This window comes from Sulfurospirillum sp. 1307 (assembly GCF_054408545.1).
Window position 1 is genome coordinate 474,611 of record NZ_CP176011.1, and the last position, 23,067, is coordinate 497,677.

Here is a 23,067-nt window from a genome sequence, read left to right on the forward strand (position 1 = left end):
TGCTACAGTTTACAAGAGTGTAAACTTTCGCTTATTTAATGGAGAAATTATGTCATTTGAAAAGAAATTAGAAGATGCAAAAAAAATACTTGAAGAGTTATCAAATCCAAAACTAAGTTTGGCTGATGGTATGAAGAAGTACAAAGATGGATTGAAACTTTTAGATGAAGCTACTAAGATGATAGAAGATGCTAAATTGGAGTATAAAACTCTTCAGGAAGATAAATGACAGTAGCCGCTTTGCAACTTTCAACTTTGCCTATGAGTAGTGCAAAGCTTGATTATTATTTTAGAATTTGCCAACAAAAAAATGTAAGATTGTTGCTTCTTAGTGAGTATGCACTTAACAGTTTTTTTAAGGAGTTAGAATTAACTCCAAAAAGTATGATAAAAGAGCAGTCAAATCATAAGATAAAAGTTTTAAAAGAGTTATGTTTGAAATATGATTTGAGTGTTGTTGCGCCTATTGTACATGTAAAGAGTGGCGAGTTTTATAAATCAACCATAAAAGTTACACCAAAATCCATTCATTATTATGATCAGCAATTTTTGATAAACTATAAACATTGGAATGAAGAAAAGTTTTTTTCAAATGAAATTTGTGACTTTAATCTACCATCTTTTAGTATAGATGGAGTTAAATTTGGAATTGTAAATGGCTTTGAAACTCATTTTGATATTGCTTTTGGTCAAGTTTTTCAAAAAGGAATTGATGTAATATTATCTCCATCTGCTTCAACATTTGATTCTAGTGCTAGATGGAATGAACTTTTAAAGATGAGGGCTTTTACAAATAGTGTGTATATACTAAGAGCCAATAGAGTAGGAGTTTATAAAGATAGTGAGCAAAATGAGTGGAGATTTTATGGTCATAGTAATTTGATTTCTCCTTGGGGAGAGATTGAGCTTAGTTTGGGACATCAAGAAGAGATTTTGATAGCTAATATCTCAAAAGATGAGTTAAATAGTGCTAGAAAGACATGGGGCTGGAAAAAAGCACTTAGCAAAAGGAATATGATATGATAAATAAGGATAAAATGTTAGAATATTTTCACAGACAAGTTCAGCTCTGGGGAGAAGAAACTCAAATTTCATTACAAGATAAATCAATTGCAATTATTGGTTGTGGAGGACTTGGAAGTTCTCTTGCGATTTCATTAGGCTCTAGTGGTATAGGAAAAATTCATTTAGTAGATTTTGATGAGGTAAGTGTACATAATATACATAGGCAAATTGCATTTAAAGTTGGCGATGAGGGAAAGTATAAATCTGAAATTGTAGGTAAATTAGTTGAAGATAGATGTCCTTATGTAAAAACTGTTGTACATGTAGAGAGTTTTGAAGAGTTTAGCAAAAAAGATATTAAAGTAGATTTGATTTTAGATGCAACAGATAACTTACCTGTTAGAGCTTTGATAGATGAGTATGCTAGAGAAAAAAATACACCTTGGATTTATGGTTCAGTTGAAGCTTTTAATGGTCAAGTTTGTTTTTTTGAAAAAAGTAATTTCAAAGCATTTAAAATAAAGAAAAAAACACCAGCAGGAATAGCAGCGCCAATTGTTATGCATATAGCTTCACTTCAAGCTAATTTAGCTTTGAGGTATTTAGCTGGGCTAAGTGTAAAAAAAGATTTATTGTATTATCTTTACATCAATGATGATGGTGAGTTAGTTACTCAAAAATTTGGTATGCCTATTTAGTTTGGACTTGAAGTAGTATTAAATTTGAATTAAAATTGTTTTTTTGTTAGAATTCTAAAGTATGAGGAGAAATTAAAATGCAAGAAAATAAAAATACTAAAGATTCTGCTCCCATATTTGAAGATAACTCAGAAACAGTTTTTAAAGCTATTGAAATCATACACGATTTTTTGGATGATTTTTTCTCAGATGAGCAAGAAGTTTTGAGATTTAATATAAATTTTCTTGAGAACAATGGATTTGAGTATCAAATAAAAATAGATTATATGCAATTAAATCGTTTTATCTCATCTGCTTATAACACAATATTGGCAAATGATTCGCAAGTTATTGATAACTTGATAAATAAATTCTACAAAGATATTATAAACCTAAATAAATTTTATAAATCTTTTTTGGAAAAAACTAAAGATCCTTTTTCTATATACAAATTTAACTTTTTAAAAACAAATCAAGGCTTAGTGGGAATAGCTAAGAAATTATTAGAAAATGACAAGAATAAAGATAAGAAATTGGCAAATATTTCTTTAGATAATCTTAATGAGCTTGGGGATTTTTTAAAAGCTCAGTTTGAATCAGAATTTTTGAAAGAATTTGATGAGTATGATGAAAGCTTGAGAATAATAATAAATACAAAAACATACTACTTTGATTCGCTTTTATGGAAAGAGGCTAGGAAGAGTCAATCTATACAGGAGTTTTTTAAAAAATCAAAAAGATCTGACACTAAATTAGAAGAAGAACTTTCGACAAAATTATTTATAAATGAATATTTAAAAAAAGTAGATATGGCTCAGACTAAAAATCAAAAATGGCATGAATATTTACAAGAAATCTTAAAAGTCATGGATTAATGTGATGGTTATAAAAAATACTAATTACACAAAGCAAGAAATTCAAAGGATGCTAGAAGCTGGAAGTAGGCGTGAGCTTAGTGTATCTGAAAAGAAACTTTTAGAGATAAGTAGTAAAATATACCTTTTTGATGAAATAAGTAAGGAAGATATCATTCGTATTACTAAAAATGTAAAGTTTAGAAGACATAAAAAGGGTGATATTATAATGAATGAGGGAGATAAATCTGAAGAAATTTATTTTATCCTTTATGGCTTAGGTGTTGTAGTAGTTGATAATAAAAAGATAGTTGCAACTATAGAATCAGGTAGTATGTTTGGAGAGATGGCATTTTTAACAAAAAAACCAAGAAATGCTACAATCTTAGCACATACAGAGGGAACTACTGTAATATCATTTGAAATAAATGAGGAAAAGTGTACAGAATTATACTCTTATCCTTTTGCAAAATTATATAGAAATATTTCATTAGATTTGACACATAAAATTGAACTATCAAACAAAAGAAATACTACAACTTAATCAAAAAACAATTACACAATTAATGAATAAATTGAAAATATAATTTTGTCAATATTAATGAAACATATGTTAAAATAAAAACACTACATACGAACAGGAATACAATAATTGAAATTTGAAAAATATCCATTTGAAAAATTAAGTGAGCTTTTAGTAGATATTAAGCCAAGTAGTGATTATGAGACAGTAGTTTTAACCATAGGGGAGCCTCAGTTTGATACTCCTTTGTTTATACAAGAAGAGTTGAAAAATAGTACAGCTTTACTAAATAAGTACCCAAAAAGTGCTGGTGAAGAGTTTTTAAAAAATGCTCAAATCGAATTTGTAAAAAAAAGATTTGGAGTTGAGCTTAAAAAAAGTGAGATAATTCCAACTTTTGGAACAAGAGAGGTGCTTTTTAACTTTCCACAGTTTTTGTTTTTTGATGTAAAAGATCCGCTCATTGCTTATACTAATCCTTTTTATCAAATTTACGAAGGTGCTGCTAAAATGAGTAGAGCTAGAGTCTTACATCTAAATCTTACAAAAGAAAATGGCTTTAAACCTGATATAAATATAAAAGAGTTAAAAGATGCAAACTTAGTTATACTAAATTTTCCAAATAATCCAACAAGTTCGACTCTTAGCTTAGAAGAACTTGGGCAGTGGGTTAAACTTGCTTTGAAATATGACTTTGTGCTTTTAAATGATGAGTGTTATAGTGAGATTTATTGTGATGAAAAACCTGTTTCTTTGCTTGAAGCAAGTTTACATGTAAACAATGATAATTTTAAAAATGTATTAGTTATCAACTCTATCTCAAAAAGAAGTTCAGCGCCAGGCCTTAGAAGTGGTTTTATAGCTGGTGATGAGAATATTTTAAAAGATTATATGAAATACAGAACATATGTTGGAGCTGCAATTCCACTTCCGCTTCAAAAAGCTAGTGCTATTGCTTGGGCTGATGAATTACATGTAGAAAAATCGCGAGAGATTTATAAGAAAAATTTAGAATTAGCCAGTGAGATTTTGGGAGTTGAAAAAAGTGATGCTACATTTTATGTGTGGCTTGAGGTTAAAGATGATTTAGAGTTTACTAAAAAACTTTATGAAAAGAAAAATATAAAGGTACTTCCAGGCAGTTTTTTAGGGCGTGAAGGAATAGGAAGTGCTTATGTTAGGATAGCTTTGGTAGAAGATAGTAAAAAAACAGAGCAAATTTTAAAGCATATCAAAGACTTTATAGAAAACGAGGATAATAAATGAAATCAATCCATTTTGTAGGAATTGGTGGGATTGGGCTATCTGCACTTGCAAGATATTTAAAAAAAGAGGGTTATAGCGTAAGTGGCTCAGATATAAAAGAGACAAAAATTACTAAAAAATTACAAGAAGAGGGGATTGAAGTTTGTGTTCCTCACTGCAAAGAAAATATAAAAAATCAAGATTTAGTTATTTACTCAGCCATTATAAAAGATGATAATATAGAATTAGTTGAGGCTAGAAAAAAAGGAATCATTACTCTTTCAAGAAAAGAAGCGCTTCCTTTGATACTAAAAGAAAAAAGAGTTTTTTCTGTTTGTGGGGCTCATGGAAAGAGTACAACAAGTGCAATAGTTGCAAGTATGGTTGATGGCTCAGTCATTATAGGAGCTGAGAGTAAGCAGTTTGATACAAATATGCACTATATGGCTAGTAATAATATCATTTTTGAAGCTGATGAGAGTGATTCTAGTTTTTTAAATTCAAATCCATATATTGCAATTGTTACAAATGCAGAACCTGAACATATGGAGTATTATAACTACGATTATGACAAATTTTATGATGCTTATAGGACATTTTTAAAAAGTGCAACTATTAGAGTTATAAATGCAGAAGATGAATTTTTATCAACTCTAAAGGATTTAGATGCAATTAGACTATATCCTAGTAAAGATATTACTGAAATTAAAACAATCATAAAAAATGGCGAGCCTTATACTTCATTTATCTTAAAAGATTTAGGAAGGTTTGAAGTTTGGGGAATAGGAGAGCATATTGCAGTTGATGCTTCACTTGCAATACTAGCTAGTATTAATGAGATAGATTTAGAGAGTTGTAGAGAAAAGATAAAAAATTATAGAGGTATAAAAAAGAGATTTGATATACTTACAAAAAAAGATGGGTATGCTTTGATTGATGATTATGGTCATCATCCAACAGAGATAAAAGCAACTATTGAATCAGCAAAGAAGTATGCAAATTTACTAAATTTGGATAAAATTACAGCTATTTGGCAACCACATAAGTACTCTAGAACAATTTTTAATTTAAAAGCTTTTGTTGAGTGTTTTAGTGGAGTAGATGAGCTAATAATCATGCCTGTGTGGAGTGCTGGAGAAGCAAAAAAAGATATTGATTTTGCTAAAGAGTTTGAAAAATATAATCCAAAATTTATACAAAATTTAAAAAGAGATGGAGATTTTATCATTCTTGATGAAATTACAAAATTAGATAAAGGTTTGGTTATTGGTTTTGGAGCTGGTGATATTACTTATCAGTTAAGAGGAGCTTAAGAGTGCAAATTGTTTTATTTATAATTTTAGTTTTACTTGTTGTTGTTATCTTGGTAAGTAAAAAAGATACTATGGGTAAAAATACTAAAATTTCTTTGTTTATTGCTGTTGCAATTTTATCATTGATTATATATTTTTATGAGAGTTTTCAAGAAAACAGTGCCTTACAAAATAGAGAAATTGTAAATGCCTTTAGGCAAGGTAAAACTCTTACATGTAAAGAGTATGATAGTGTAAATAAAAAAGATTTTATATATGTAAGTGGTACTCAAACTTTTATACCAAAAAGCGGAATAGAAACTCTAGAAGGAGTTATTGTAAGAGTATCTACATGTAGTGTAAAGAAGTGATGGATTTACTTTCTCAGTTAGATTTAAAGGAGTATGTAGACTCTTATGAAGCATTTCTTTCTCGCTCAAAGCCTCTTTTTATACAAGGAGATATGCATCTTCATCATAAGTTGATACAAGAGTTGTTTCAAAAACCATCGATTAAACAAATTCCAGAAGTTATTAATCTAGACAGAGCTTTAGCAATACTTCAAAAAAATGGTGTTTTAAGTCTAAAAGAGATTTTTTCATTTGTAAGTATCATACTTTATTTTAAAGAGCTGAAAAAAGAGTTCCTTGAGGGTTTACTTGGTGAGTGGATGAGTAGGATTGAACTGCCAGATAATCTTTTGGAAATTTGTTCTTATTTTGATAAAAATGGTGAATTTAAAGATGAGATTGATGAGAGATTTGGAGTAATTACTAAGAGTTTAAATCATATAAAAGAGGATATGAGAGTAGCTCTTAAAAGAGTTATGAACAACTCAAAACTTCATTCTTACTTAGTTGATAGGCAAGTACACTTTATAAATGACCAAGAAGCACTTTTGCTAAGGGGTGGCTTTAATCATGTTTTAAAAGGAAGTGTTGTTGCTAGAAGTAGTAGTGGGTTTTTTTATGTAACTCCTGAAAATCTTTCAAAATTAATCTCTAAGCAAAATGATTTATTAGCAAAAAAAGAGGATTTGATTTATGAGTATACTAAATCAATTTCATCTATTTTTTCAAAATCTCTACTTTTTTTAAAATTTATAAATAAAGAGTTTGATAGATTTGATGCTTACCAAGCAAGAGTTAATTTTGCAAAATCAAAAGATATGGAGTTTATACTTCCTAATAAAACTACCAAAATAAAGCTAAAAAACTTTTCACACCCAGCTTTGAGTAATCCAAAACCAATTAGCATAGATTTTACAAAGCAAGTTTTAATGATAACTGGAGTAAATGCTGGTGGTAAAACTATGCTTTTAAAATCAATCCTAGCCTCAGCGTATCTTGCTAAGTATTTACTTCCTATGAGCATTGATGCTTCAAAATCTTCTATTGGTTCATTTAAAGATTTTTATGCGATTTTAGATGATCCTCAAAATGTAAAAAATGACATCTCTACATTTGCAGGTCGTATGAAGCAATTTGCAAATCTTTTATCAAAAAAATCACTTTTAGTGGGCGTTGATGAGATAGAGCTTGGAACTGATGCAGATGAAGCTGCGAGCTTGTTTAAAGTAATCATTGAAAAATTAATTAAAAAGGATATGAAGATAGTCATCACTACTCACCACAAAAGATTAGCCTCTTTGATGGCTACTCATAGTGAAGTTGAATTGATGGCTGCAATTTATGATGAACAAAACCAAAGACCAACTTTTGGATTTTTAAGTGGAACTATTGGTAAGAGTTATGCTTTTGAGACAGCTTTGAGATATGGCGTTCCTGAGAATTTGGTTAGTGAAGCAAGAAGTGTTTATGGGGAAGATAAAGAAAAATTAAATGATTTGATTCAAAAAAATATTGATTTAGAATTAAAAATTAGAGAAGAATCTCAAAAATTGAACAAAGAATTAGAAGAAATAAACAGATTAAAAATCAATTTAAAAGATAAAAAAGAGGCTCAGCAAAAAGAGTTTGAAGAGTTAAATTACAAACTAAATAAAGAGTATCAAAAAGCCATAAATGAAGCAAAAGAAGCAATTAAATCAAAAGATATAAAAGAGGCACATAGGCATTTAAACAAAGCAAATGAGTATAAAAAAGCAACAAGAATACCTCTTAAGATTGAGCAAGAAAAAGAAGAGATTAAAGTTGGTGATAATGTAAAATATGGAAGCAATAGAGGAGTTGTTAAGAGTATAAAAAAAGATATTGCTTTTATTGAATCAGATGGTATGAATTTAAGAGTTCCAATAAGTAGCTTAAAGAAAGCTGGAAAGCCACCTAAGAAAAAAACTAAAGCAATGATTAGAGTTTCAAAAGAGGGAGCAAACTCCACTGTTGTTTTAGATTTGCATGGACAAAGGGCAGAAGAAGCCATAGAAAATCTTGATAAATTTATCTCAGATGCGCTTATCCAAGGATATGAGAGTTTAAGAATTTATCATGGAATTGGAACTGGGAAATTAGCTTACGCAGTAAGAGAATTTTTAAAAACTCATCCAAGTGTAGCCTCTTTTAGGGATGCTCCACCAAATCAAGGAGGATTTGGAGCGACCATAGTAGAATTATAATTGTTTTTATAGTATAATATTTCATGGTTGTGTGCTAAAGGAAGTTTTTTGAAACAGATAAATAAGTTATCAAAGTTTATTTTATTTGCTCCTGTTATTGGAGCTATTTTATTAATTCTTGGTATATATTTTTTAGGTCATGATGGGGAAGTTTTAATATATATATTATTGGTTTGTTTGCCCTTTATCTTATTTGTAGCTAAAAAGATCAATGATAAATTAAATGAATATGTAAACTCGATAAATATACATAAAGAAAAATTACATATAGTGAATAAAACTTTAAGAGACCAATTATATAAAGATAACTTAACAAAGCTTTCAAATTTAAAATCTTTAGATAAAAGGTTGAAAAAAACAAAAAATCCAAAAATAATTTTATTAGATATTGACTCTTTTAAAGAGATAAATGAGTTTTATGGAAAAAATTCTGGTGATTTCGTATTGAAAGAGATGTCTAGCATAATAAAAGAGTTTGCAAATAAATACAATTTAGAAGCTTACAGAATTGGTGCAGATGAATTTGCACTTTTAGATGTTTCTGATTTTGATATAGGAAAGTATGAAACGATTGTTTTTGAACTTGTTAAAATTTTTAAAACAAAAGAGCTTTACTTAGAGGAGTATGAAACTTCAGTTGTTATAAATACAACTATAGGAGTTTCTTTTGAGAGCGAACAATGTTTTGAAAAAGCTCAAAAAGCACTAAATTTTGCTAAAACTCATGGAAAAGATTTTGCATCTTATCTTCATATAATGGATACGAAAGATGAATATGAAGATAGAATAAAACATATCAAGCTTATAAAAAAAGCATTATATGAAGATAGGATTCTTCCATTTTTTCAGCCGATACAAGATAGAAATGGAGATACTATAAAGTATGAATGTTTAGCAAGAATTATAGATGAAAATGGCAATATAATTAGTCCTGCAAAGTTTTTAAATACAAGTAAAAAAGCAAGGCTTTATTCACTTATGACAAAAAGGATAATAGATAAAAGTTTTGCTATGATTTCAAAAAGTAATAAAGCTTTATCTTTTAATCTTCTTCCAAGAGATATGATGGATAGTGATATAAATAATTATGTCATTGATAAGATAAGAGAACTAGGCATTGCTAAAAAGATAGTTTTTGAAGTCTTAGAGGATGAAAGTATTGAGCACTTACAAAGAGTTGATAACTTTATAGCAAAAGCAAAAATGCTAGGAGTAAAAATAGCAATAGATGATTTTGGAACAGGATATAGTAACTTTTCTTATCTATTAAAATTAAAACCAGATTATCTAAAAATTGATGGTTCATTAATCAAAAACATTGATACAGATGAAAACTCACAAGAGATTGTAAGAGCTATAATCTCATTTGCCAAAACTTTACATGTAAAAACGATTGCAGAGTTTGTTTGCTCTAAAGATGTTTATGAAAAATGCCTTGAATTAGGCATTGATGAGTTTCAAGGCTTTTATTTAGGTGAGCCTAAAGCCAATTTGATATAATACATTTTTTAATAAAGGTGTATTATGACAACAAAAGAGCTTTTTTTTAAACTACTAAGATATAAATCGATAACTCCAAATGATGATGGTGCATTTTTATTCATAAAAGAATATCTAAGTGATTTTACATGTAAAGAGATAAATGTAGAAGATACTAAAAACCTATTTTTATATAAAAAGTTTGGTGATGGAAAGCATTTATGTTTTGCAGGACATATTGATGTAGTACCTCCAGGCAATGGTTGGGATACAAATCCATTTGAGCCAGTTATAAAAGATGATAAGGTATATGCAAGAGGTACACAAGATATGAAAAGTGGAGTTTGTGCCTTTTTAAAAGCTTGTCATGATACTAAGAATTTTAGTGGAACACTCTCAATCATTTTAACAAGTGATGAAGAAGGTGATGCAAAGCATGGAACTATTGAAGTGCTTAATTATCTAAAAAAAGAAAATTTTTTACCTGATTTTGCCATAGTAGCTGAGCCAACTTGTGAAAAAGTTTTTGGGGATGCTATAAAGATAGGAAGAAGAGGCTCGATAAATGGGGTTTTAAAGATTTTTGGTTCACAAGGACACGCAGCTTACCCAGAAAAGTCTATAAATCCAGTTCATAAATTTGCTTCTATTTTACCAAAAATGGCTGGTCATTTTTTTGATAATGGAGATGAAAATTTTGCTCCAAGCCAGTTAGTAATCACTGATATTAGAGGTGGTATGGAAGTTACAAATGTAACCCCAGGTGAACTTAAGATAATGTTTAATGTAAGAAATTCAACAAATACAACAAAAGAAGATATAAAAAGCTATATAGAAGAATTGTGTAAAGATTTGGATTTTGAACTTGTTTTAACTCAAGGCTCATTTCCTTTTGTTACAAATAATGATTCTAAAGTGGTAAAAGTTTTAAAAGAAGCGATAAAAGAAGAGTTACATGTAGATACTAAATTTTCAACTGCAGGTGGAACTAGCGATGCTAGGATGTTAGCGCCACTTGGAATTGAAGTAGTAGAATTTGGAGTTATAAATGATACAATACATGCTCCAAATGAAAGATGTGGATTAAGTGAAGTAGAAGGACTTGAAAAAGTCTTTAAAAATGTAATTAAAAAATTTTAGGAGTAATATTATGAAATATGTAAAGACAACAAAGGCACCTCAAGCGATTGGACCTTACTCTCAAGCTGTAATTGTAGGAGATTTTATATACACTTCAGGACAAATTCCTCTAAATAGTGATGGGATTTTGGTAGAGGGTGATATAAAAGTTCAAGCAACACAAGTTTTAACTAATCTTAGTGAAGTTTTAAAAGAGGCTGGAAGTAGCCTTTCTAATGTAGTTAAAACAACTATATTTTTATCTGATATGAATACATTTAAAGATGTAAATGAAGTTTATGCTGAGTTTTTTGGCGAGCATAAACCTGCAAGAAGTACAGTGGCTGTTAAAACATTGCCTTTGAATGTTGGAATCGAGATAGAAGTAATTGCTTTAAAAGTTAATTAAAATTTGACGAAATAATTTTTTAAAATTAGCTTTAAATTAGTCATAATTCTTTTAGCCTTTATTTTATTTTAATATATTATTTTAAAAGTGACATTTTGAGCTTAATTTATTTTTCTTTTTGTAATATTATGTAATTATATTATAAAAATTTAGTTCAAGGAAATTTTATGTCTAACAAACACTATGAGGTCATAGTCATCGGTGGTGGGATTTCAGGGGCAGCTCTTTTTTATGAATTAGCTAAGTATACTGACGTAAAAAGTATAGGGCTTTTGGAAAAGTATGATACTTTAGCTAGTTTAAACTCAAAAGGAACTAGTAATTCTCAAACTATACATTGTGGTGATATAGAAACAAACTATACAGTAGAAAAAGCTAAAAGTGTTAAAAGAACTGCAAAAATGATTGAAAAATATTGCTTGCAGTACGGATATGAAAATAAATTTATGTTTGCTCATCAAAAAATGGCTATTGGTGTTGGAGATGATGAAGTAAGATATATGAGAAAAAGATATGAAGATTTTAAAGAGCTTTTCCCATATCTTGAAGTATTTGAAAAAGATAAATTAGCTAAGATTGAACCAAAACTTGTATATGATGAAAATGGTAAAGAAAGACCAGAAGATGTGCTTGGTGTTGGAGTAGAAGCAGGAACTAGTAATTACAGCACTGTTGATTTTGGTAAAATGACTGAAAGTTTGGTAGAAAATGCCAAGAAAATCGAAGGAAAAGAGTGTGATTTATATCTTAACTCACAGGTTATAGATATACAAAAGCTAGGCTCAACTCATGTAGTAAGAACAAAAGATGAAACTTTTAGTGCAGATTTTGTTGTGGTAGATGCTGGTGCTCACTCTTTATATTTGGCTCATAGAATGGGGCATGGATTAGATTATGGATGTCTTCCTATGGCTGGAAGTTTTTATCTTACTACAAAAAAGATACTAAATGGAAAAGTATATATGGTGCAAAATCCAAAGCTTCCTTTTGCTGCACTTCATGGGGATCCAGATATTTTAGCAAATGGATATACAAGGTTTGGACCAACTGCGCTTGCTCTTCCTAAGTTAGAGAGATATCATGGCAATTCAACTGTTATTGATTTTTTTCAGACTCTAAATTTTGATAGTTCAATTGCTAAAATTTTTGCTGATTTATTAGGAGATAGTGATATAAGAAATTATGTATTTAGAAACTTTTTATTTGAAGTTCCATATATCAATAAAAAATTATTTTTAAAAGATGCAAGAAAAATAGTTCCATCATTGCAACTTGAAGATATAGAGTATGCAGATGGATTTGGTGGTGTTAGACCACAAGTTTTAGATAAGAAAAACAAAAAGCTTATGCTAGGAGAAGCTAGTGTAAATCCAGGAACTGGAATTATTTTTAATATGACTCCAAGCCCAGGAGCAACTAGTTGTCTTGGTAATGCTGAGAGAGATTGTAAAATAGTTTGCGAATATCTTGGCAAAACTTTTAATCAAGAAGAATTTAATAAGGATTTAGTTGAATAGTTCACTAGATTTATATGCAAAAATAGAGCCAATGATTGGCTTTTATGATGAGTATGAGGAATTATACTCATCATACCTTCAAATCATTTCTTCTTTACATGTAGAAAATATTTTAGATGTTGGTTGTGGAAATGGAAGATTTTTAAAACATTTAAAAGAACAAAACTATAAGCACCTAGGTATTGATAAAAGCAAAGAGATGATCAAAAGAGCAAATTTGCTTGGAGTTAATGCAAAGGTTTTAGATTTAAATGAGATTGAGAGTAAATCCTTTGATTGTGTAGTGAGCATTGGTGATGTGATTAATTATATAAAAGATCAGGATTTAGATAGCTTTTTCGTATCAATTGGCAGAGTTTTAAAAGATGATGGATATTTTTTGTGTGATATTAATACAAAAAATGGATTTGAAGTTACCGATGGCATTATGGTAAAAGATAGTGAAGATAAATTTTTATCAATTGAAGCAAATTTTGAAAATGAAATTTTAAAAACAAATATAACTCTTTTTGAAAAGCAAAATGAGTATTTTAAAAAATACAGTGGAGAGATTTTGCAATATTTTCATCATTTCTCAAGATTTAAAAATATACCAGGCTTTAAACTAATCTCAAAATCCTTAGTTGGAATGTTTGAGTATGATGATGAAAAGATATTGATGCTGTTTAAAAAGGCTACTTAACTAGTTTACTTATCTCTTTAAAAGCTTTATTTTTTGAACTTACACAAAGTTCAAAAAGTAATGATTCATAAGTAGTTACAACCGAACCTTCACTTATAATTCTTTGTATAGCTATCTTTTTATCATTTGGATTTCTAGAAGTTGTAGCATCTTCAACCAAAATAGGGATAAAACCTTCTTCTTTTAAATCCAAGATCGTTTGAAGTACACATACATGAGTTTCTATACCAAAAACAATGACAAATTTTTTATCTCTTTTTTTTATTTCTTCTAGAGTTGAGTTGTTTTTACAGCAACTAAATGTTGTTTTTTCAAATGAGTTTTTATCAAGTAAAATTTCTCTTATAGGCTCTATGGTTTCACCTAAGCCTTTTTTGTATTGTTCGTTTAAAAGCACAGGAATTTCAAGTAATTGCAATCCTTGTACAAGTTTAAGAGTTTTTTCTAAAAAAAGTTCTTTTTCATACATGTGAGGGAAAAGTTTTTTTTGTATGTCAACTAGTAGTGCTTGAGTATTATTTGCTTCAATTCTCATTTTAAATCCTTATTTGACTATAAATATATGAAAAAGCTCATTTTCAAGTTGCATTTTTATTAGTATGCCATTGTTATGGGGGATGTTTGTGTTTATTAGTGACTTGCTAGCTTTTGGTAAGTCAAATGTTAGGTTGATTCCTTTTTTAGAAAGCGCAGTTTTTATGCTACCAGTTATGATGTTACAAAATTCACTAATACCATCTAGTAAATCTTCTAATAAATTCTCTTCTTTTAGTTTTTCTTGCAACATTGACTCAATCGCTTTTTTTGCTAAAACTTCAGGAAACATTAGTAAAAAATATCCATCGATTTCTCCATGAAATTCCATGACTGAACAGATATTGTCCAAAAAATTTGATGGTTCAAACATGGTTATTTCATGTGATACTTTGCTAGCTTCCAATGCTGTAATCGAAGTTAAAGTATCTACTGCAGTATTTACAAAAATCGGAAGATTACTTACTAGAGTTTTTGATAGATTAAAATTTCCTACCTTTTGTTTTTCGCTTATTGAGTTTTTTACTTTTATAAAATTGATTTTTGTTTCATATATGAGTATATCTTTTTTATTTGTTTCAATATACTCCCTAAATTTTGTCATATCTTTAATATAGACAAGACTATGCTCTCCTTTTGAGAGAATTGATGAGATTTTTTCTAAATCTTCCTCATCTCCATCATCAAAAATAAAAACTTTTAGCGATTTATTGAAAGATTTTGGAGCAAGTAGTAGTTTTGCAATTTGCCAATTTTTAAACAGTTTTACTCTTGTTAGTTTTGTTTCTACTTTTAAAATATTATATACCTTGTGGTCATAATCTCCAAGAGCAATTGATGTATTTAGTTTTTTACTCAAACTTTCTAAAATTGCGACTAAGTTTTTTAATTCATTTAAATCGTAAGGATTGTCTTTGATAGATATATAAATACCAAAAAGATTTCTTTCGTAAATAGTTTGTTCTAATGCTATAATTTGCTGTGCAACTAGCTTATTGTTTCTAGCATCAATCTTACCTTCGTAAATGATATATATGATTTTATCTTTTATGGTTTGCATAGACTCGCTTTTAATATGGTTATATAATATTTAATTAGATACAATAACTTTTATAAACTATTATAACATATGAAATTAAACAAAAATTTTTATTAATAAACACTTAGATAGAAAATTATGTGTATTTGAAACTAAAATGTAATTTAATTAAGGTAATATAAAGACGAAAAGGAGAATAAATAATGATTGAGTCAAAAAAAACAAAAATTTTAGCAACAGTAGGACCAGCTAGTGATAATATAGAAGTATTAGAAGGATTGATAAAAGCAGGTGTAAATGCATTTCGTCTTAATTTTAGTCATGGAACACATGAGTACCATTCTCAAACTATAGAAAAGATTAGAGAAGCGTCAAAAAATGTAGGAATAAAAGTAGGAATTTTACAAGATATTTGTGGGCCAAAAATCAGGGTTGGAAAACTAAAAAGCGATTTTTTACTTAAAAAGGGAGATAAACTAATATTTGTAAAAGATGATATTGTAGGTGAACAAACATCAGAGAACTCATATAAACTTTGTATAAATCAACCTCAGATTTTAGATATGTTGAAAGTTGATGAGTACATATATCTTTATGATGGGATTATAAAAGCAAAAGTAGTGTCAATTGGTGAAGAGATTTTAACAGTTGTTGAAAATGATGGTAAATTATCTTCAAATAAAGGGGTTAATTTTCCAAATACTGTGATAAATATAGATGTAATTACTCCAAAAGATGAAAAAGATTTACTTTGGGGAGCTAGAAATGGTGTTGATTTTGTAGCTGTTTCTTTTGTCCAAAATGCAAATGATGTGCTTAAAGTAAAAGAGATATTGAAAAAATATAAATCAAGAAGTCAAGTATTTGCAAAAATAGAAAAGTTTGATGCTGTTGAAAATATTGATGAAATCTTAGAAGTAAGTGATGGTTTGATGGTAGCAAGAGGTGATTTAGGGATAGAAGTACCTTATTATAAAGTTCCAAGTATTCAAAAAAAGATTATTAGAAAAGCAAATGCAGCTTCAAAACCAGTTATCACGGCAACTCAGATGTTACTTTCTATGGCTCAAAATGAAGTTGCAACAAGAGCAGAGATTAGTGATGTTGCAAATGCTGTTTTAGATGGAACTGACGCAGTTATGCTTAGTGAAGAGAGCGCAGTAGGAAAAAACCCAGTAAATGTTGTTGAAGTTATGTCAAATACTATAAAAGAGACTGAAGAAGTTTATCCATACAATAAATTTAACAGATATGAATTTTTAGATGATACAGATGTGGTTTCAGAATCTATTGCTAAATTAGCTAAAAATTTAAATGTAGAAGCAGTAATTACTCTTACTAGCTCAGGTAAAAGTGCTAAAAAATTAGCTAGATATAGAATACAAAATAAAATTTATGCGGTAACTCATGATGAAAGAGTAGCTAGGTCTTTAACTCTTGCTTGGGGAGTAATACCTGTTATGAACATAGAAAAAGGAAGTCTAAACATCATACTAGCGCATACTATGCAAAAGGGTATCAAAAGTAAAATATTAGATAAAAACAAAACATACATTGTAACTGCTGGTTATCCAACTGGAGTTGCTGGAAATACTAACTATATTCGTATCATGAGAAAAGAACAGATTGATTATTATCTGGATTTTGCACTATAGTTTACTGATAAATACTACCTCATTAGCCTTGTCATTGTAGTAGATGCCAAGGCTATATTTTCTGCTCATAAATACTCCTCTTTGATTAAAGCTTTTGCTGATTCCAAATATATTTGATAACATGCTCGTATCAAATCCTTTGCCTTCATCTTTTATGATTATAATTAAGTATTTTTGCTGATTGTCGTCTTTAAATATATAAGTATCGATTAGAATTTCTTTTTTACATGTAGATTCTTTTTGTGTTAAATAATCAAAATATTTATCTTCTTCTATGAGTTTATGTTTTTTTCTATTATCAATTTGTAAATTTCCATGTTCGTAAGCATTTAACATTAGCTCATTAAAGGCAATTGATAGTTTTTCTGCTTTAGAAGATCCAACAGAAATATCATCTAATATGCTAGAAAACCACTCTTGAGATTTTTCTATATCATCTATACTAGTTTTTATACTCATTGAATCAATTTTATTTTCTAAGTTAATTTTGCTTAAAAATATAAAAGATATATCATCTTCTTGCTCAGAAATTTTTTCCATAAATTTTGCTTTTAAATCTTCTCGGTTTATGGAGTTTTTAAAATCCTCTTTGATATATTTTGCATATGAAGAGTTTTCATTTTTTAAGCTGTTTTCAATCAATCCATCACTATAAACTAAGAGTTTAGTTAAGTTTGAAGTTGATAATTTATCGGTTTTAAAATCATATGTATAAGGATTTATTGCTGGGTTATTTGATTTTAAAGATACAACTTCATTGCTACCCTCTTTTTGCAATAATATTGGTGGCATTGAAAATAAACTGTATTCGATATATTCTTCATCTGGGTTAAGCCATAAAAAAGAAGCAGATAAAATTTCTTCATCTAAAAGTATTGATTGGATACTATCAATTAGGTTTGAAACAATTGTTTTTAAATTTATGTTTTCTTGTTCGTTTGATTTTTCATCAATAAATTTATTGATAAATGCAGTAGCAATTGTAGAAGTGATAGAAGCTGAAACTCCTTTTCCCATACCATCAATTATACTTAAAAAAGTACAATTTCCTACTTTTCTAGCACTATAAGTGTCACCACAAAGTATATCTTTTGCTCTATATAAAAAATCTATCAAAAGCAAAGACGTCTTATCTTTTTTTACATATTTGTAGTAAAAGTCATTGCGAGAAATTTTTATCTCTTTTTGTAAGGCTAGAGTTTCTTGATAGTTTGAATAATCTATCTTTTTTTGAAAATTGGCAATTTTTTCTTTTTCTTTTTCCTCTATATATTTTTTAGCAAGTAATTTTTTTGTTGCATCTTCAATAGAACTTAGTAAATCAACCAATTCAAATGGCTTTTTTATAAAATTGTGAACATTTAGATGCAAAGCTTGTGTTAAAACATCGATACTCTCAAACTCACTTGCAAAAATTATGGGTATATTTGCATTTATCTTTCTTATTTGTTTTATAAAATCAATTCCATTTTGAACTTCAAATTTATAGCCTGTAATTATAATGTCGATATGGTTTTGATTGTAAATCTTTAAGGCATCATCTATCGATTGACTTGTGATAACTTTTTTAAAAAGTATACTAAGTGAGTCTTCATAGATAGCTCTTGTAATGATAGAGCTATCTATACATAATAAAGTAAGATTTTTTATATAACCTTTTAAGTCTTTCATCTATATTTTAAATTCTTTTAATGTATTCTCTAGTTCTTTTGCTTTTTGTGCTAGCAATGTAGAAACATTATACGTTTTTTCATTTAAATTTTCGCTTTCATTTGAAATTTTAACAATATCATTCATAAGTTCAATTAAATTTTTTGTTTGTATTGCAATGTCTGTTGCTTTTTGCACAACATCTTCAGATTTTTGAGTGGTTAATGCCAAGTTGTCTTTTGTTGTTCTTGCATTTTGTATTAATTCATTAGAAAGATTTGAAGTTTCAATCATCTCTTGTGATGTCTTAGCCGTTTGCTCAGAAATATTACTTATGCTTTGAGTTATGACATTGATGCTAACACTAATCTCAGATAGACTCTTTTGAGTTCTCTCAGCTAATTTTCTAACTTCATCGGCAACAACTGCAAAACCTCTTCCATGTTCACCTGCTCTAGCTGCTTCAATTGCTGCATTTAATGCTAATAAATTTGTTTGATCAGCAATCTCTCCTATGATGGTTAAAACATCATTTATACTTTGTGCTTGGTCAGTTAAGTCATTTACCTTTAGAGATAACTCTTCTTGCCTTTGCGCTCCTGATTCTATGTTTTGAACAGAGTAAGTTAGTTTATCTATGAAGTCATGTAGAGTTTTTTCTGTTGTATTAAGATCTTGTGTTGTACTAATCGTTGCTTCTTTTACTTCATTAAAATTATTTCCTACATTTTCGATTAATGTATTCATATCCTTTATTTTTTCTTGTTGCTTATGTAGGTTATTGCTCAGAGTATTTACTAAATTATCTAGTTCTTTGCTTTGTTCAGTTGTTAGATATGATACATCCATACTATTTTGTATAGTTTTTAATATCTCTTTTAAAAGGCTATTTATGGAGATTGAGATTTGATCTAACTCATCTTCATTTTTACTTACATTTATCTCTTTTGTTAAATCTTTATTGTTTGCTATATATCCTATATCATTTAAGTTTTTATCTACATTTTTTATGATATTTCTTTCTACAAAAAAGATAATTAAAACAACAATCAAGCCAAAGATAGCATTTGCTACAACAACCAACAAAGTATTAGTTGTATTTGCTTGTATTTTATCTTCAATAAGTAGTTTATTGCTTTTTGCGATACTATCATCAACTTTTTTTAAAACATTGATTTTTTTAGTTATCGTTTTAAACCAAGTTTCTGCATTTACCCCAAAATTGGATTTTTTACTTAAAGCTATATTTCTAAATTTTTGTACTTCTTCTACGGAATCATCTTTTATGAGAGAATTGTAAGTATCAATCATTTGTTTTGAAGCAATTGATAAAAAGGCATCTGTATAACTCTCTTGTTCTGTCATAAGTTTAATCCATTTGGCAAACATACCTTCTCCAAATTTATCATTTGCAAATGTTGCACTCATAACAGCTCTTTCAATCCCCGCTCTTTCTTTAGCTTTCAAAAAATTAGAATAAGCAGAAAGAGCCTTGACTAATTCATCATCTTTTGATAATTTAGCAGTAATAGATGTGATATTTAAAATATGCCTGTTTAGATTTGTATAAAAAGCAACACTATCTTTAACGCTTATTTCAAGTTTATCAACTCTTTGTCTAATATTTGGAATTTGTTGTGATAATTCTTTTACTTTATTTACTTCATATACAAGTTCTTCTGAAAAATCATCAAAATTTATGCTTTTTGAAAAACTATTGAGTTCAGACAATCTTGAATCTGTAAGTTTTCTTTGTTCTGGTAAAATAGTAGTAAACTTTTTCCCTTTAGAACCTAAAAATCCAGCACTTGCTCCTCTTTCTTTTTGAGTTTCGTGTATAAAAAGACTTAATTTTGAAGCTAAGTTATTTAGGATTTCTACTTGTTCTAGATTACTGTCTTTTTTTATTGCTTCATTTATCGCCAAAGAAATATTGACAAATACATATAAAGCTGTGAGAACTAAAACTATAATTAATTTATTTTTGATTTTCATTGTAATTATCCTTTCACTAATATTAATGATCTTATATTAGTTTTAATTTGTCACTATTATATCATATCTTTATTTTAAGTCAATTGACTTTACAAACACCCAACAAACTTTTGATAAAATGGGTAATTATTTCTCTAAAGGATAGAAAATGAAAGATTATAAAAAACCAACTTGGCATATAAAGGATGATGAGATAACTAGTGAAAAACTATTTAACAAAAGAAGAGATTTTTTAAAGTTAGGTGCAGCTACAATGGTTTCATCTAGTTTGGTTGTTGAAAAATTATCAGCAATTGAGAGTGATTATAGAAAACCACTACAATTTAGCAAGAGTGATTATGGTAAAGAATTAGAGCTTACAAGTTTTGATAAGGCTAGTACTTACAACAACTTTTATGAGTTTTCCACATCAAAAAAACTACCTGCAAAAATGGCATATACTTTAGATACAACAAATTGGATGGTAGATATATCTGGGGAGTGTGAAAATAAAATCAATATAGATGTTGATAGCTTAATAAAAAAGTTCAATTTAGAAGAAAGAGTATATAGATTTAGATGTGTTGAAGGATGGAGCATGGTTGTTCCTTGGATTGGTTTTCCTCTAAGTGAACTTATAAAAATGGCAAATCCAAATAAAAATGCAAAATATGTAAAATTTACAACAAAAGTAGATAATGATATGTTTCCTGATCAAAAAAAAGGCATATTTGGTGCAATTCCATATCCCTATGTTGAGGGTTTGCGTATGGATGAAGCCATGAATGAACTTGCCTTTATAGCAGTTGGGATGTATTCTAAAGCACTTCCAAAACAAAATGGTGCGCCAATGAGGTTGGTTGTTCCTTGGAAATACGGTTTTAAAAGTATAAAATCAATTGATAAAATTGAGTTTGTAAGCGATGAGCCTAAAAATACTTGGCAGGTTGTAACTCCAAAAGAGTATGGGTTTTATGCAAATGTAAACCCAAATGTTGATCATCCAAGATGGTCTCAAGCAAAAGAGCGAAAATTAGGAAGTTTTTTTAAAAGTAAAACTTTGATGTTCAATGGCTATGAAAAAGAAGTTGGACACATGTACAAAGGTATGGACTTAAGGAAATTTTACTGATGAAAAAAGCAGTGTTATTTATACTTTTACTAATGCCATTTTTTTATCTTCTATGGAGTGTGCAAGAAGCAAATGACCCCATAAAATACATATTTACATATACAGGTATTAGCTCTATTGGTATACTTATGATTTCACTTTTTATCACACCTTTAAAAGGTGTGATAAACTTGCTTAAGTATAGAAGGATGGTAGGACTATTTGCTTTTTTTTATGCCTTTTTACATTTTGCAAATTTTTATATTTTAGATGCAGAACTTGATTTTTCTTTTGTTGTAAAAGAGACTTTAGATAAACCTTTTATTTATCTAGGTATGATTGCTTTTGGCATACTTTTTTTTATGGCCATAACTTCTACAAAAAAACTCTTTAAAAAGTTTAACTCATGGCATAAACTAGTTTATATTGCTCTTATTTTAGTAACTATCCACTTAGCTATGGCACAAAAAGTTTTAAGCTCTTTGGAGTATACTTTCATAATAACTACATGTATACTTTTAGGATATAGGATTTATGAAAAAAACAAACGCCGCTCGCTTGCTAGACAAATATAAAATTGACTATGATATCGTTGAGTATAAAGTAGATGAAAACGACTTGAGTGCTTTACACGTAGCCAAAGTTACAAATGCAAATATAAAAACTATCTTTAAAACTTTGGTTACGATAGATGAAAAAAATCAGCCTATTGTAGCTTGCATTGCAGGTGATGAGGAACTTGATTTAAAAGCTTTAGCAAAAGCGGCTAATGTAAAGAAGTGCGTGATGATACCTTTAAAAGATGTTTTAAAAACAACAGGTTACATGAGGGGAGGGTGCTCTCCCATTGGCATGAAAAAGATTTATAGAACATTTGTAGACAGCGATGCACTTTTGCACGAAAAGATTTCACTAAGTGCAGGAGTAAGAGGCCAGCAGATTGTTTTAAAACCAAAAGATTTAGAAAAAGCTTTACATGTAGAGTTTAAAAGAGTGATACATGCATGATATAGAGATTATTAATTTACTATATTTATTAGTTCCTGTTGGCTTTGTAGGGTACTTTTACTATAGATGGGTTGGCAATAAGTTTGAGATTCTTTATGCAAGCATTAGAATGCTTTTGCAACTTTTGCTGATTGGTTATCTTTTATCTTATGTATTTGCCGCTAAAACTTCATATATGACGGTATTGATAGTCATAGTGATGATAAGTGCAGCTAGTATGATAACTCTTAGAAATATAACTTTTAAAAGCAGAAAGATTTATAAAAACATATTTGTTGCCATTTTCGTAGGTGGTAGTGTAAATCTGTTTTTAGTTTTATACTTTGTCTTACATGTAGACGCATTTGATAACCCAAGATACATAATCCCAATAGCCGGCATGCTTTATGCGAACTGTATGAACGCTGTATCTTTAGTTGCTGAAAGGTTTGAGAGAGAAAGAGAGAGCCATGACTATCAAAAAGCTAGAGCGAACTCCCTTAAAGCTTCACTTATACCTCAAATAAACTCATTTTTAGCAGTTGGTTTAGTCTCGCTTCCAGGTATGATGACAGGACAAATACTCTCAGGGGTTGACCCTATTGTAGCAGTTCGTTATCAAATCATGGTTATGTTTATGATTTTAGGAAGCTCAGGAATTAGCACGATTATTTATCTTAAGTTCCTATCCATAGATAACCCCAACTTAAGCGATAAGTAGATGTCTCTTGTGCTAGGCA

The 23,067-nt window shown here is 29.0% G+C and carries 23 protein-coding genes; 19 read left to right on the forward strand and 4 right to left on the reverse strand.

Annotation, left to right across the window (positions count from 1 at the left end):
• Window positions 1-49: 49 nt before the first annotated feature.
• From xseB to ACKGJI_RS02560, 14 genes are all read left to right on the forward strand, one after another.
• Entirely contained in the window at window positions 50-229 is a 180-nt protein-coding gene (gene xseB / locus ACKGJI_RS02495) for an exodeoxyribonuclease VII small subunit (RefSeq protein ID WP_458700980.1), read from the forward strand.
• Window positions 226-1,023 (forward strand): carbon-nitrogen hydrolase family protein, encoded by a 798-nt coding sequence (locus tag ACKGJI_RS02500; protein WP_458700981.1) that lies wholly within the window; start codon window positions 226-228, stop codon window positions 1,021-1,023. The genes xseB and ACKGJI_RS02500 overlap by 4 nt, the downstream gene beginning before the upstream one ends.
• 14 nt (window positions 1,024-1,037) lie before the next feature.
• Complete coding sequence (locus ACKGJI_RS02505) at window positions 1,038-1,703, forward strand: HesA/MoeB/ThiF family protein (protein ID WP_458701685.1); 666 nt, start codon at window positions 1,038-1,040, stop codon at window positions 1,701-1,703.
• A gap of 77 nt (window positions 1,704-1,780) precedes the next feature.
• Window positions 1,781-2,557 carry a hypothetical protein gene (locus ACKGJI_RS02510; RefSeq protein WP_458700982.1) on the forward strand — a complete coding sequence of 259 codons (777 nt, stop codon included), beginning with the start codon at window positions 1,781-1,783 and terminating at the stop codon, window positions 2,555-2,557.
• A gap of 4 nt (window positions 2,558-2,561) precedes the next feature.
• On the forward strand, window positions 2,562-3,080 hold the full coding sequence (locus tag ACKGJI_RS02515; RefSeq protein WP_458701686.1) for a cyclic nucleotide-binding domain-containing protein: 519 nt from the start codon (window positions 2,562-2,564) through the stop codon (window positions 3,078-3,080).
• A gap of 108 nt (window positions 3,081-3,188) precedes the next feature.
• On the forward strand, window positions 3,189-4,325 hold the full coding sequence (locus tag ACKGJI_RS02520) for a succinyldiaminopimelate transaminase (RefSeq protein WP_458700983.1): 1,137 nt from the start codon (window positions 3,189-3,191) through the stop codon (window positions 4,323-4,325).
• Window positions 4,322-5,617 carry a UDP-N-acetylmuramate--L-alanine ligase gene (gene murC, locus ACKGJI_RS02525; protein WP_458700984.1) on the forward strand — a complete coding sequence of 432 codons (1,296 nt, stop codon included), beginning with the start codon at window positions 4,322-4,324 and terminating at the stop codon, window positions 5,615-5,617. Before ACKGJI_RS02520 ends, murC begins: the two co-directional genes overlap by 4 nt.
• Before the next feature lie 2 nt (window positions 5,618-5,619).
• A complete protein-coding gene (locus ACKGJI_RS02530; protein ID WP_458700985.1) occupies window positions 5,620-5,967 on the forward strand; it encodes a hypothetical protein in 348 nt (115 codons plus the stop codon).
• Complete coding sequence (locus ACKGJI_RS02535; RefSeq protein WP_458700986.1) at window positions 5,967-8,171, forward strand: endonuclease MutS2; 2,205 nt, start codon at window positions 5,967-5,969, stop codon at window positions 8,169-8,171. The genes ACKGJI_RS02530 and ACKGJI_RS02535 overlap by 1 nt, the downstream gene beginning before the upstream one ends.
• 48 nt (window positions 8,172-8,219) lie before the next feature.
• A complete protein-coding gene (locus ACKGJI_RS02540) occupies window positions 8,220-9,671 on the forward strand; it encodes an EAL domain-containing protein (RefSeq protein ID WP_458700987.1) in 1,452 nt (483 codons plus the stop codon).
• Window positions 9,672-9,695: 24 nt separating this feature from the next.
• Window positions 9,696-10,790 (forward strand): succinyl-diaminopimelate desuccinylase, encoded by a 1,095-nt coding sequence (gene dapE, locus ACKGJI_RS02545; RefSeq protein ID WP_458700988.1) that lies wholly within the window; start codon window positions 9,696-9,698, stop codon window positions 10,788-10,790.
• Window positions 10,791-10,800: 10 nt separating this feature from the next.
• Entirely contained in the window at window positions 10,801-11,178 is a 378-nt protein-coding gene (locus ACKGJI_RS02550; protein ID WP_458700989.1) for a RidA family protein, read from the forward strand.
• Window positions 11,179-11,345: 167 nt separating this feature from the next.
• A complete protein-coding gene (locus tag ACKGJI_RS02555) occupies window positions 11,346-12,695 on the forward strand; it encodes an FAD-dependent oxidoreductase (protein ID WP_458700990.1) in 1,350 nt (449 codons plus the stop codon).
• The gene (locus ACKGJI_RS02560) at window positions 12,688-13,377 is read left to right on the forward strand and encodes a class I SAM-dependent DNA methyltransferase (protein WP_458700991.1); all 690 of its coding nucleotides are present in this window, start codon (window positions 12,688-12,690) and stop codon (window positions 13,375-13,377) included. The genes ACKGJI_RS02555 and ACKGJI_RS02560 overlap by 8 nt, the downstream gene beginning before the upstream one ends.
• On the opposite strand, the gene ACKGJI_RS02565 is transcribed toward ACKGJI_RS02560, so the two are convergent.
• A complete protein-coding gene (locus tag ACKGJI_RS02565; protein WP_458700992.1) occupies window positions 13,370-13,912 on the reverse strand; it encodes an isochorismatase family protein in 543 nt (180 codons plus the stop codon). The two genes, ACKGJI_RS02560 and ACKGJI_RS02565, sit on opposite strands and share 8 nt — an antisense overlap.
• A gap of 9 nt (window positions 13,913-13,921) precedes the next feature.
• Window positions 13,922-14,971, reverse strand: a complete 1,050-nt coding sequence (locus tag ACKGJI_RS02570; protein ID WP_458700993.1) for a chemotaxis protein CheX — start codon at window positions 14,969-14,971, stop codon at window positions 13,922-13,924.
• A gap of 182 nt (window positions 14,972-15,153) precedes the next feature.
• Here ACKGJI_RS02570 and pyk point away from each other — a divergent pair, with 182 nt between their 5' ends.
• Window positions 15,154-16,605, forward strand: a complete 1,452-nt coding sequence (pyk, locus tag ACKGJI_RS02575; RefSeq protein WP_458700994.1) for a pyruvate kinase — start codon at window positions 15,154-15,156, stop codon at window positions 16,603-16,605.
• Here the strand turns inward: pyk and ACKGJI_RS02580 are convergent.
• Window positions 16,600-18,276, reverse strand: a complete 1,677-nt coding sequence (locus tag ACKGJI_RS02580) for a SpoIIE family protein phosphatase (RefSeq protein WP_458700995.1) — start codon at window positions 18,274-18,276, stop codon at window positions 16,600-16,602. The genes pyk and ACKGJI_RS02580 overlap by 6 nt on opposite strands.
• The gene (locus ACKGJI_RS02585; protein ID WP_458700996.1) at window positions 18,277-20,250 is read right to left on the reverse strand and encodes a methyl-accepting chemotaxis protein; all 1,974 of its coding nucleotides are present in this window, start codon (window positions 20,248-20,250) and stop codon (window positions 18,277-18,279) included.
• Window positions 20,251-20,398: 148 nt separating this feature from the next.
• Between ACKGJI_RS02585 and msrP the strand changes: the two genes are divergently transcribed.
• Genes msrP through ACKGJI_RS02605 form a run of 4 tightly spaced genes read left to right on the forward strand, consistent with a single transcriptional unit; the run spans window position 20,399 to window position 23,048 of the window.
• Complete coding sequence (gene msrP, locus ACKGJI_RS02590; RefSeq protein WP_458700997.1) at window positions 20,399-21,361, forward strand: protein-methionine-sulfoxide reductase catalytic subunit MsrP; 963 nt, start codon at window positions 20,399-20,401, stop codon at window positions 21,359-21,361.
• Window positions 21,361-21,915 (forward strand): protein-methionine-sulfoxide reductase heme-binding subunit MsrQ, encoded by a 555-nt coding sequence (locus ACKGJI_RS02595; protein ID WP_458700998.1) that lies wholly within the window; start codon window positions 21,361-21,363, stop codon window positions 21,913-21,915. Before msrP ends, ACKGJI_RS02595 begins: the two co-directional genes overlap by 1 nt.
• Window positions 21,875-22,348 carry a Cys-tRNA(Pro) deacylase gene (ybaK, locus tag ACKGJI_RS02600; RefSeq protein ID WP_458700999.1) on the forward strand — a complete coding sequence of 158 codons (474 nt, stop codon included), beginning with the start codon at window positions 21,875-21,877 and terminating at the stop codon, window positions 22,346-22,348. Before ACKGJI_RS02595 ends, ybaK begins: the two co-directional genes overlap by 41 nt.
• Entirely contained in the window at window positions 22,341-23,048 is a 708-nt protein-coding gene (locus ACKGJI_RS02605; RefSeq protein ID WP_458701000.1) for an ABC transporter permease, read from the forward strand. The genes ybaK and ACKGJI_RS02605 overlap by 8 nt, the downstream gene beginning before the upstream one ends.
• The last annotated feature ends 19 nt before the right edge of the window (window positions 23,049-23,067 follow it).

Coding starts and splice junctions, on each gene's coding strand:
- xseB (WP_458700980.1), top strand. CDS start 50: ATGTCATTTGAAAAGAAATTAGAAGATGCAAAAAAAATACTTGAAGAG.
- ACKGJI_RS02500 (WP_458700981.1), top strand. CDS start 226: ATGACAGTAGCCGCTTTGCAACTTTCAACTTTGCCTATGAGTAGTGCA.
- ACKGJI_RS02505 (WP_458701685.1), top strand. CDS start 1,038: ATGTTAGAATATTTTCACAGACAAGTTCAGCTCTGGGGAGAAGAAACT.
- ACKGJI_RS02510 (WP_458700982.1), top strand. CDS start 1,781: ATGCAAGAAAATAAAAATACTAAAGATTCTGCTCCCATATTTGAAGAT.
- ACKGJI_RS02515 (WP_458701686.1), top strand. CDS start 2,562: ATGGTTATAAAAAATACTAATTACACAAAGCAAGAAATTCAAAGGATG.
- murC (WP_458700984.1), top strand. CDS start 4,322: ATGAAATCAATCCATTTTGTAGGAATTGGTGGGATTGGGCTATCTGCA.
- ACKGJI_RS02535 (WP_458700986.1), top strand. CDS start 5,967: ATGGATTTACTTTCTCAGTTAGATTTAAAGGAGTATGTAGACTCTTAT.
- dapE (WP_458700988.1), top strand. CDS start 9,696: ATGACAACAAAAGAGCTTTTTTTTAAACTACTAAGATATAAATCGATA.
- ACKGJI_RS02550 (WP_458700989.1), top strand. CDS start 10,801: ATGAAATATGTAAAGACAACAAAGGCACCTCAAGCGATTGGACCTTAC.
- ACKGJI_RS02555 (WP_458700990.1), top strand. CDS start 11,346: ATGTCTAACAAACACTATGAGGTCATAGTCATCGGTGGTGGGATTTCA.
- ACKGJI_RS02565 (WP_458700992.1), bottom strand. CDS start 13,912: ATGAGAATTGAAGCAAATAATACTCAAGCACTACTAGTTGACATACAA.
- ACKGJI_RS02570 (WP_458700993.1), bottom strand. CDS start 14,971: ATGCAAACCATAAAAGATAAAATCATATATATCATTTACGAAGGTAAG.
- pyk (WP_458700994.1), top strand. CDS start 15,154: ATGATTGAGTCAAAAAAAACAAAAATTTTAGCAACAGTAGGACCAGCT.
- ACKGJI_RS02580 (WP_458700995.1), bottom strand. CDS start 18,276: ATGAAAGACTTAAAAGGTTATATAAAAAATCTTACTTTATTATGTATA.
- ACKGJI_RS02585 (WP_458700996.1), bottom strand. CDS start 20,250: ATGAAAATCAAAAATAAATTAATTATAGTTTTAGTTCTCACAGCTTTA.
- msrP (WP_458700997.1), top strand. CDS start 20,399: ATGAAAGATTATAAAAAACCAACTTGGCATATAAAGGATGATGAGATA.
- ACKGJI_RS02595 (WP_458700998.1), top strand. CDS start 21,361: ATGAAAAAAGCAGTGTTATTTATACTTTTACTAATGCCATTTTTTTAT.
- ybaK (WP_458700999.1), top strand. CDS start 21,875: ATGAAAAAAACAAACGCCGCTCGCTTGCTAGACAAATATAAAATTGAC.
- ACKGJI_RS02605 (WP_458701000.1), top strand. CDS start 22,341: ATGCATGATATAGAGATTATTAATTTACTATATTTATTAGTTCCTGTT.